The organism is Streptomyces sp. P5F9 (assembly GCF_057961495.1).
In genome coordinates, this window is record NZ_JBXVPZ010000422.1 from 1 (window position 1) to 8,525 (window position 8,525).

An 8,525-nucleotide genomic window follows, 5' to 3' on the forward strand; every position below is an offset into this window, starting at 1 on the left:
GCCCCGGATCGCCTTCGCCGGCGCCCGCCATCTCGTCCTCGCGGCGGCGACGCGCGCCCGACTCGCGGACCTCGCCTACGACTTCGCCCGCCTCGAAGCCCTGATGCACCAACTCGACCTGACCACCGTCCAGTTGGTGTGGCGGGAGTCGGACACCGTCTTCCACGTCCGTGACCCGTTCCCCGTCGGCGGCGTCGTCGAGGACCCGGCGACCGGTGCCGCGGCGGCCGCGTTCGGTGCGTACGCGCGCGAACTCGGCCTGGTCCCCGAGGACTCCGTCCTCACCCTGCACCAGGGCGAGGACCTCGGCCGCCCCGGCGAACTCACGGTGACGCTGCGCGCGAGCGACCCGCGGGTCCGCGTCGGCGGCGCGGGAACACGGATCGGCTGAAGCGCCGGGCGCGCACGAGACTCCCGTGCCGGTTGTCCAGCCAGTCCATGCCGGCGTATTGCGACGATCCGCGACATGTCAGTGGGCCATGGCACGATCCCGGGCATGACATCGATCGACGAGCCCCTCCTCCTTGAGACGGCCGCCGAACACGGCGTACCCGCCCCCGTCGTACGGGAGTTGATGGCCCGGGCGCGGCCGTGCCTCTACCTGGTGTCCTACGGCGAGGTGCCCGAGTCGCGTCGGGAGGACGCCCGCCCCGCCGCGCGGACGGGTGGGCTTCCCGCGCTGCCGGACGGGGTGAACTGGCCTGACGGGAAAGAGCCGTTGGTGCTGAGTGTCGACTGTGCCGCCCTGCCGCAGGGCGTCCTGGACATCGAACTGCCCGCCGATGGGCACCTGTTGTTCTTCACCGAGATCGAGTACCCGCCGGAGTCGTCCGCGGTGCTCCACATACCTGCCGGGGTACGCACCGCGGAGCGCCCCGCGTCGTACGAACTCGACGGTGAGGCCGGGGAGATCAGGGTCTATGAACCACGCACCCTGTATGCCGTGCCCGGCCTGACCTTCGACGGCGAGGGGGAAGGGGGTCCGCAGACCAGCGCGTTCCTCGACGGCGACGGAAACGGCGACGGCGATGTCGACCAGGAAGCGCTCGACAGTTTCGAGGAGGCCGTCGGCGACCTCGCCTTCGGCGGGCGTCGACCCGGCGTGTGTGTGCGGATCGGCGGGTTCTCCGACCCGTGGGACATGGCACCGGACACGGGTGAACTCGTGCTGCTCGCGCAGCTGGCCGGGCAGGCGATCGACTACGACGTGTTCACCATGAACCTGATCGTGGGCACCCGGGAGGGCATCGCCGCCCGGGAGTACGCGGGCCTCCAGTACGAGCAGCAGTGCTGATCCCGGGTCACTCCTGGATGGAGGCCATGCCGATCGATGTGTAGCGGTCTCCCGCCGCGGCTCCGACCGGGATCGCGGCGCCGAGGGCGGCGACGGTCTCGGGGGTGAGTTCGACGGCGCCGGCGGCGACGTTCTGTTCGAGCCAGGTGCGCCGCTTCGTTCCCGGGAGGGCGGTGACTCCGTCCTGGGCGAGCACCCAGGCCAGCGCGAGTTGACCGGCCGTCACACCGAGGGTCTCCGCCGTCGCGACGATCCGGTCGAGGAGGGACAGGTTCTGTGCGAGGTTCGCGTCGGCGAAGCGCGGTGCCGTACGACGGAAGTCCTCGGGCGGCAGGTCGCGTACCGATCGCACGGCCCCGGTGAGGAAGCCGCGGCCGAGCGGCGCGTACGCGATGAAGCCGATGCCCAGCTCACGGACCGTGTCGAGCACACCGTTGACCTCGACGGTGCGGGTGAACAACGAGTACTCGGTCTGCACCGCCGACAGCGGGGCGACCGCGTGCGCCGCCCTGATGCTCGCCGGGGACGCCTCGCTGATGCCGAGGTACCGCAGCTTTCCCTCCGTCACCAGCTCTGCCAGGGCGCCGAAGCTCTCCTCGACGGGCACATCCGGGTCGACCCGGTGCAGATGGAAGAGGTCGATGCGGTCCGTGCCCAGCCGGCGCAGTGAGCCTTCCACGCAGGCCCGCAGGTACGCGGGGCGTCCGTTGGGGCCGCCCACGATCTTTCCGGCGCCGTCGAGCGTGACGCCGCCGCCCTTCGTCGCCACGATCAGTTCGTCACGGCGGGCTTGCGGAGCCGACGCCAGCGCGCGGCCCAGCAACTCCTCGCCGGTGAACGGGCCGTACATGTCCGCGGTGTCGAACATCGTCACGCCCAGCTCGACCGCGCGGTGCACGGTCCTGATCGCCTCGGTCTCGTCCGGGGTGCCGTACATCGCGGTCATGCCCATGGTGCCCAGGCCCTGGACGGAGGTGACCAGGCCGTGCCGGCCGATCTTGTGTGTCCGCAGCGTCATGTCTCTACCGTTCTCTCTCGGTGCTGGTGGCGAGCGCGTCGGCCCACTCGGTGACCGTCCCGACGAGGTCGGCGGTCGCGTTCCACAGGCGAGCGGCCATGGCCGGGTCCAGGCCTGCCTTGCTCTGTCGGCGTACGGCCGGGGAACCCCGGAAGCCGCCCAGGCCGTCCGGGCCGACGTAGGAGTTGCCGGGGACGTCCTGGGTCGCGGCGTAGAGTACGGACAGTGCGCCGCGCTCGGGGTCGTTGGTGAGGAACGTGAAGCGGTTGACGACGTTCGACCGGGAGTGGGCCGCCAGCGAGGTGCGGGCGATGCCCGGACTGGCCAGGACCGAGCGAACCGGACGGCCCGCCGCGGTCAGCCGGCGCTGGAGCTCCAGCGAGAACAGGACGACCGCGAGCTTCGAGGCCTGGTAGGCCTGCATCCCGCTGTGCTTGCGGGTGCGCCAGTCGAGGTCGTCCAGGTCGAGCCTGCCCTGCTTGTGCAGCTCGCTGGTGACGTGCACGACGCGGTCGGTGATGTGATCGAGGAGCAGGGTGGTCAGCAGGAAGGGGCCGGTGTGGTTGGTGGTGGTCTGCAGATCCAGGCCGTCGGCGGTACGCGCGGCCGGGATGTCCATCACGCCGGCGTTGTTGATCAGGATGTCGAGGTCGCCGGACCACGCGTCGGCGAAGGCGCGCACCGAGGTCAGGTCCGACACGTCGAGCGGCCGGACATCGAAGGTGCCGGGCAGGCCGGCGACGGCGTGCCGGGCCTTGCCGGTGTCGCGTACCCCCAGCACGACACGGGCACCGACGCGGGCGAGTTCGCGTGCCGTGATCAGGCCGAGGCCGCGGCCCGCACCGGTGATCACCACCGTACGGCCGGTCATGTCCGGGAGGTCGTGCGCGGTCCAACTGGGCATACGGGTCATGGCATTTGGCTCCTGAATCGTGGCGTGTGAATCTTCGCGACCGGCGATCGCGGTGCCGCTCACATCGCCGGCCGCATCACGGGCCGTACCGCTGATCGCGTCGCTGATCGCATCGCCAGTGAACCCGCCCCGCCACAGCCCCCGGAAGGACCTCCGCAACCACTGAACGCCAGGTCGTGGCTAACCCGAGCCGGATGGCGAACGATGAGGACCATGGACCACACGTTCGACCGCTCGTCCCTCGGCGCCTTCCTGCGCACCCGGCGCTCGGCCCTGCAACCGGAGGACGTCGGGCTGCGCCGAGGGCAGCGCCGACGCGCTCCGGGCCTGCGCCGCGAGGAGGTGGCGGAGCTGTGCACCATGTCCGCCGACTACTTCGCCCGGCTGGAGCGCGGCGACGGGCCGCAGCCCTCGGAGCAGATGCTCGCGGCCATCGCCCGCGGCCTGCGGCTCACCCCGGACGAACGCGATCACCTGTTCCTGCTCGCCGGGTACCGAACCGCCCGCCGGGACACGCGACTTGAGCACGTGAGCCCTGGCCTGATGCGGGTCATGGACGGCCTGGCCGACACCACCGCACAGGTCATGGGACCGCTGGGGGAGACGCTGCTGCAGACGCCGTCCGCCGTCGCACTGCTCGGCGAGCAGACCCGGTACACCGGCAACTCCCGTAGCGCGACGTTCCGTTGGTTCACCGACCCGGCCGAGCGGGAGTGCTATGCCCCCGGTCAGCACGACGCCAACAGCCGGACCAACGTCGCCCTGCTGCGTGCCGCCGTCACCCGGGACGGGCCCGGCTCGCCCGCGGCGGGCCTGGCGGACGTCCTGCTGCGCGTCAGCGACGAGTTCGCCCGGCTGTGGGAGCGGCACGAGGTGGGCCTGCGCTGGAGCGAGACCAAACGGTTCGTCCATCCTCAGGTCGGCCGGCTGGACCTCTACTGCCAGCTCCTCCTGGAACCGGACCAGGGCCAGTCGTTGCTCATCTTCACCGCCACCCCCGGTACGGAAAGCCACGAGAAACTCGCTCTCCTCACCGTGCTCGGCACCGACCGGTTCGCCGCCGGCACCGAGTGATCCGGCGCGTCTCCGGGTGTGAGCGGTGGGGCCGGAGCGACGTAAGCGCAGGTTGATGCGACGGAACCGTCCCCTCCTCCCCGCGGAAGTGGCTGATGTTCGCCTGTTGAACGTAGGTCAGGGAACCGGCCGGGCTCGCTTATCGGTCAGCAGGAACGTGACTGATTGTCGATGTGAGCCGCGCTACGTCCGTCCGGCATGTGCCTGGTAGGCAGGCCTCTGTCCGAATTGGGTGCGACCTGATCGCCCTTGGGCGGTTTCTCTTCGTTACTTGGCCGGATGAGATCATGTCGTGGCCCATATCGCACAGTTGGGACTCCGGGCAAGGCGCCGGGTTTCAGTCAACCTCGTGAGGTGATCTTGGCTGAGATGGGTCGACAAGTAGACAATATTTCGGGCAGGCGCCCAAGGGCGACGAACCACTGCCCGACGAACGACCTCCGGATCGAGCCGGACACGGAGGAAGCGTGCAGGAGGGGTTGTGGAACGCTATTTCACCAGCGGGTGGCACGAGGACCTGCGCCAACGCGTGCGCGAGTTCGCCGAACGCGAGGTACGTCCGCGGATAGCGGAGATGGAGAAGTCGCGCACGGTGGCGCGCGAGCTGTCCAGTCTCATCGCCCGGCAGGGCTGGATCGGCGTGACCATTGGGAAAGAGTACGGCGGAATGGGCGCCGGGCACCTGGCCAAGACCATCACCATCGAAGAACTCGCCCGTGTATGCGGTGCTATGGGAGCCATGGTTCAGGCCTCCCAGCTCGGTGTGGCCAAGATCATTCACTTCGGGAACGCTGAGCAGAAGCGGAAGTGGCTGCCGCGCATCGCCGCCGGCGACTGCCTGCCGACCATCGCCGTGACCGAACCGGAGTCGGGCGGCCACGTGCTGGGGATGAGCAGCACGGCCGTCCGGGACGGTGACGACTACATCCTCAACGGCCGCAAGGTCTTCGTCGGCAACAGCCACGTCGGCGACGTGCACGGCGTGGTCGTACGCACCGGCGAGGGCTCGAAGGGACTGTCGGCCTTCCTCGTCGAGTCCGACCGCCCCGGCTTCTCGCTCGGTGAGCAGCAGCCCGCCATGGGTCTGCACGGCTTCAGCTTCGGCGAGATCATCTACGAGAACTGCCGTGTACCGGCGGCCAATCGGCTCGGCACAGAGGGCCAGGGCCTGGCCGTCGCCTACTCCTCCAGCATCCTCTACGGCCGCCCCAACCTCACGGCCGTCTCCCTCGGCATCCACCAGGCCGCCTTCGAGGAGACGACGGCCCTGTGCATCGAGCGCGAGCGTTTCGGGGCACCGCTCGGCGACCTCACCAACATCAAACTCAAGCTCGGCCGGATGAAGTCCCGGCTGATGACGGCCCGGCTTGCCGCCTACCACGCCGTCCACCTCCTCGACCAAGGGCTGTCCTGCGACGCGGAGTTGATGAACGCCAAACTCCTCAACGTCGAGGCGGCCGTCGACTCCGCCCGTGACAGCATGGAGATCCATGCCGCCAGCGGTCTGTTCACCGACCGCCCCGTGGAGCGCTATCTGCGCGACGCCCACCACATCTACGCCCCCGCCGGCACCTCCGACATCCAGCTGCTGAGGCTGGGCGAGGTCGCCCTCGGCACCGCCAAGGGCCAGTGGTCCGAGCGACTGGCCGACCTCGTGCGGACCGTCCAACCCCCGCGCCGTCTGGGCCAGTTGGAGACGGCCGGGCAGGCGGGCTGAACACCGGGGAGCCACGGACACAGTGTCGTGCCCGCGGCTCCCGTACTTGAACTCTCCTCGCCCCGGCGGCCGGTGCGGCAGCGGGCTCAGATCCCGCCCCGGGTCTCCATCGCGTGGAGCCGGTCGACCAGCTGCTGCGCCAGCGACTTGATCGTCGCCAGGCCCTCGCGCCCCCACGGATGGGTGTCCGTGTCGACCACGCAGATCGTGCCCAGGGCCATGCCCGTCTTCCAGTCGATCAGCGGCGCGCCCATGTACGAGCGGATGCCTATCTCGTCCACGACGCTGTTCCCCGCGAACCGCGGGTAGTCGCAGACGTCCTCCAGGACCAGCGCCTTCTTCCGCACGACCACGTGCGGGCAGTACCCCTGATCACGCGTCATCGTCCGGCCGACCTCGGGCTGCTCCTCCGGCGCCAACTGGACGCCCGGACGGCCACCGGCGTAGAGACCGGCGAAGTACTGGCGGTTCTCGTCGATGAAGTTGACCATCGAGAAGGGCGCACCCGTGACCTGCGCCAGGTTGCGGGCGAACTCGTCGAACTCCGCGATCGGCGCGTTCCCGAGGCCGAGTTCGCGCAGCCGCGCCACCCGGGCGGCCGCCTCCCGGTCCTCGGGAGTCAGCAGCAGATGGCTGGTCGGGTCGTACGAGTTCTGGGTGGAGTAGGGAACCGGGGCTGACATGCAGGCTCCATTCGGTCGCGTCGAGCGTGGGCTCAGCGCGACGGGTAAAGCTCCGCGGGCGGGGTGCCGGGAGTCGAGGCGAGCAGATGCTGTACGAGTGCGATCAACACGCGGGTACCGGAGTTGCACTGCCGCGCGTCGCACATCACGACGGGTACGTCGGGTTTGAGGTCGAGGGCGGCGCGGATCTCGTCGGACTCGTAGTGGTACGCGCCGTCGAACTCGTTGACGGCCACGATGAAGCCGATGCCGCGCCGTTCGAAGAAGTCGACGGCGGCGAAGCAGTGATCCAGTCTTCGGGTGTCCGCGAGCACCACGGCACCCAGCGCACCGTTCGACAACTCGTCCCACATGAACCAGAACCGCTCCTGCCCGGGCGTACCGAACAGATAGAGGACATGTTCCTTGTCCAGGGACATCCGGCCGAAGTCCATCGCCACGGTGGTGGTCGACTTGTCCTCGATGCCCACCAGGCTGTCGGTGCGGGCGCTCACGGAGGTCAGCAGTTCCTCGGTGCTCAGCGGCTCGATCTCGCTGACCGCACCGACGAACGTGGTCTTGCCGACCCCGAAGCCCCCGGCGATGAGGATCTTCAGGGCGGTGGGAAAGGGGTCAGAGCCGCTTACGTAGTCCATGCAGCACCGCCTCCAGGAGGTTTCGGTCGGTCGGGGAGGCCGCCTCGACGGCACGCGGCGAGCGCAGGGTGAGCGCCTGATGCGTCACGAGGTCGGAGAGCAGAACTTTGGTGATCACGGCGGGCAGCCGCAGATGCGCGGCCACCTCGGCGACCGAGATGGGCGTACCGCACAGGGTGAGGACCTGGTCGTAGTCGGGCCCCAGATAGCTCTGTGGCCTGGTGCCGGTGGCCATCACCAGGGTGAGCAGGTCGAAGTGCGCCGAGGGACGGGTGCGACCGTTACTGACCGTGTACGGCCGTACTAACCGCCCCGCCTCGTCGTCGAGCCACGACCCGTCCTCCGCGTCCGACATGGTCAGCGCCTCGGATCCATCGACGAACCGGCCCCCTGCTGCCGGACCGGCGTGGCGAGATAGGGACGGACACTCTTGACCAGCATGGCCATCTCGTAACCGAGGACGGCCGCGTCGGCCTCCCGGTCGGCCAGCACGGCCAGACAGGCGCCGGAGCCCGCGGCGCACACGAACAGCAGGGCGCTGTCCAGCTCCACGACCACCTGCCGCACATCGGCGCCCTGGGCGAACTGCGCGCCCGCGCTACGGGCGAGCGAGTGCAGACCGGAGGCCAGGGCGGCCAGATGCTCGGCCTCGGCGGCCGTCTCCAGCCCGTCGGCGGCCTTCGCGAGGCCGTCCGTGCTCAGCAGCACTGCGCTGCGGGTATAAGGGACCCTCTGGACGAGTCCCGCCAGGAGCCAGTCGAGGTTCTGCTGGCCGGCGTGCATGTCGCTCACGGTGGCGTTCTTCTCCTTAGTGCGAGTAACGGAGCCTGCGGTCAGCGAGCGCTGTCAGTGGGAGGCTCGTCGGGTTCGTTGTCGGCGAGGCTGACTCCGCGCCGGAACATGGCCATCAGTCCCGGATCGTGCTCGACCTCTTGTTCCTCGGTCTTGCGCGGGGCGGGACCTTCACGCAGTTCGGGTACGAGGTGCTCCTGCGCGTGCCGCTGGGGCAGACGCGGCCGATCGTCCCGGGACTCCCTGCCGTACGGCACGGACCCGCGCTCGCGCGGCGCCGACGGCTCCACGGTCCTGGGGTGCTGCTGCTGGGGCTGCTGCGGGTGCTGGTGCACGACGGGCATCGGCGCGTTCCCGGAGCGGGCCGGGGGCAGCGGCTGGCGGAACGTGGGCGGCGGC

Annotated in this window: 10 protein-coding genes and 1 pseudogene; 4 read left to right on the forward strand and 7 right to left on the reverse strand. The window is 69.8% G+C overall.

What is annotated here, in order from left to right:
* Together AC31A1_RS40940 and AC31A1_RS40945 are read left to right on the forward strand one after the other, a co-directional pair.
* A partial coding sequence (locus tag AC31A1_RS40940) for a PhzF family phenazine biosynthesis protein (RefSeq protein WP_489658164.1) occupies positions 1–391 on the forward strand: 391 nt, incomplete at its 5' end.
* Between the two features lie 105 nt (positions 392–496).
* Positions 497–1,294 carry a DUF1963 domain-containing protein gene (locus AC31A1_RS40945; protein WP_489658165.1) on the forward strand — a complete coding sequence of 266 codons (798 nt, stop codon included), beginning with the start codon at positions 497–499 and terminating at the stop codon, positions 1,292–1,294.
* Between the two features lie 7 nt (positions 1,295–1,301).
* Here AC31A1_RS40945 and AC31A1_RS40950 read toward each other — a convergent pair whose 3' ends face one another.
* Positions 1,302–2,312 (reverse strand): aldo/keto reductase, encoded by a 1,011-nt coding sequence (locus AC31A1_RS40950; RefSeq protein ID WP_489658166.1) that lies wholly within the window; start codon positions 2,310–2,312, stop codon positions 1,302–1,304.
* Positions 2,313–2,316: 4 nt separating this feature from the next.
* Positions 2,317–3,225 carry an SDR family NAD(P)-dependent oxidoreductase gene (locus tag AC31A1_RS40955; protein WP_489658167.1) on the reverse strand — a complete coding sequence of 303 codons (909 nt, stop codon included), beginning with the start codon at positions 3,223–3,225 and terminating at the stop codon, positions 2,317–2,319.
* Between the two features lie 213 nt (positions 3,226–3,438).
* Between AC31A1_RS40955 and AC31A1_RS40960 the strand changes: the two genes are divergently transcribed.
* Both AC31A1_RS40960 and AC31A1_RS40965 read left to right on the forward strand, forming a co-directional pair.
* Positions 3,439–4,299, forward strand: coding sequence for a helix-turn-helix transcriptional regulator (locus tag AC31A1_RS40960; RefSeq protein WP_489658168.1), 861 nt, complete (start codon positions 3,439–3,441; stop codon positions 4,297–4,299).
* Positions 4,300–4,780: 481 nt separating this feature from the next.
* Positions 4,781–6,016 (forward strand): acyl-CoA dehydrogenase family protein, encoded by a 1,236-nt coding sequence (locus tag AC31A1_RS40965; RefSeq protein WP_489658169.1) that lies wholly within the window; start codon positions 4,781–4,783, stop codon positions 6,014–6,016.
* Between the two features lie 86 nt (positions 6,017–6,102).
* On the opposite strand, the gene AC31A1_RS40970 is transcribed toward AC31A1_RS40965, so the two are convergent.
* The 5 genes and pseudogenes from AC31A1_RS40970 to AC31A1_RS40990 form a co-directional block, all read right to left on the reverse strand.
* Positions 6,103–6,699: a GAF domain-containing protein gene (locus AC31A1_RS40970; RefSeq protein WP_489658170.1), complete on the reverse strand. Its 597-nt coding sequence runs from the start codon at positions 6,697–6,699 to the stop codon at positions 6,103–6,105.
* A gap of 32 nt (positions 6,700–6,731) precedes the next feature.
* Positions 6,732–7,334, reverse strand: coding sequence for a GTP-binding protein (locus AC31A1_RS40975; protein ID WP_393753427.1), 603 nt, complete (start codon positions 7,332–7,334; stop codon positions 6,732–6,734).
* Entirely contained in the window at positions 7,312–7,689 is a 378-nt protein-coding gene (locus AC31A1_RS40980) for a DUF742 domain-containing protein (RefSeq protein ID WP_366495173.1), read from the reverse strand. The genes AC31A1_RS40975 and AC31A1_RS40980 overlap by 23 nt, the downstream gene beginning before the upstream one ends.
* A 2-nt stretch (positions 7,690–7,691) precedes the next feature.
* Positions 7,692–8,117 carry a roadblock/LC7 domain-containing protein gene (locus tag AC31A1_RS40985; RefSeq protein WP_106971782.1) on the reverse strand — a complete coding sequence of 142 codons (426 nt, stop codon included), beginning with the start codon at positions 8,115–8,117 and terminating at the stop codon, positions 7,692–7,694.
* Between the two features lie 50 nt (positions 8,118–8,167).
* Positions 8,168–8,525: pseudogene (locus AC31A1_RS40990) on the reverse strand (ATP-binding protein); the annotation flags it as partial.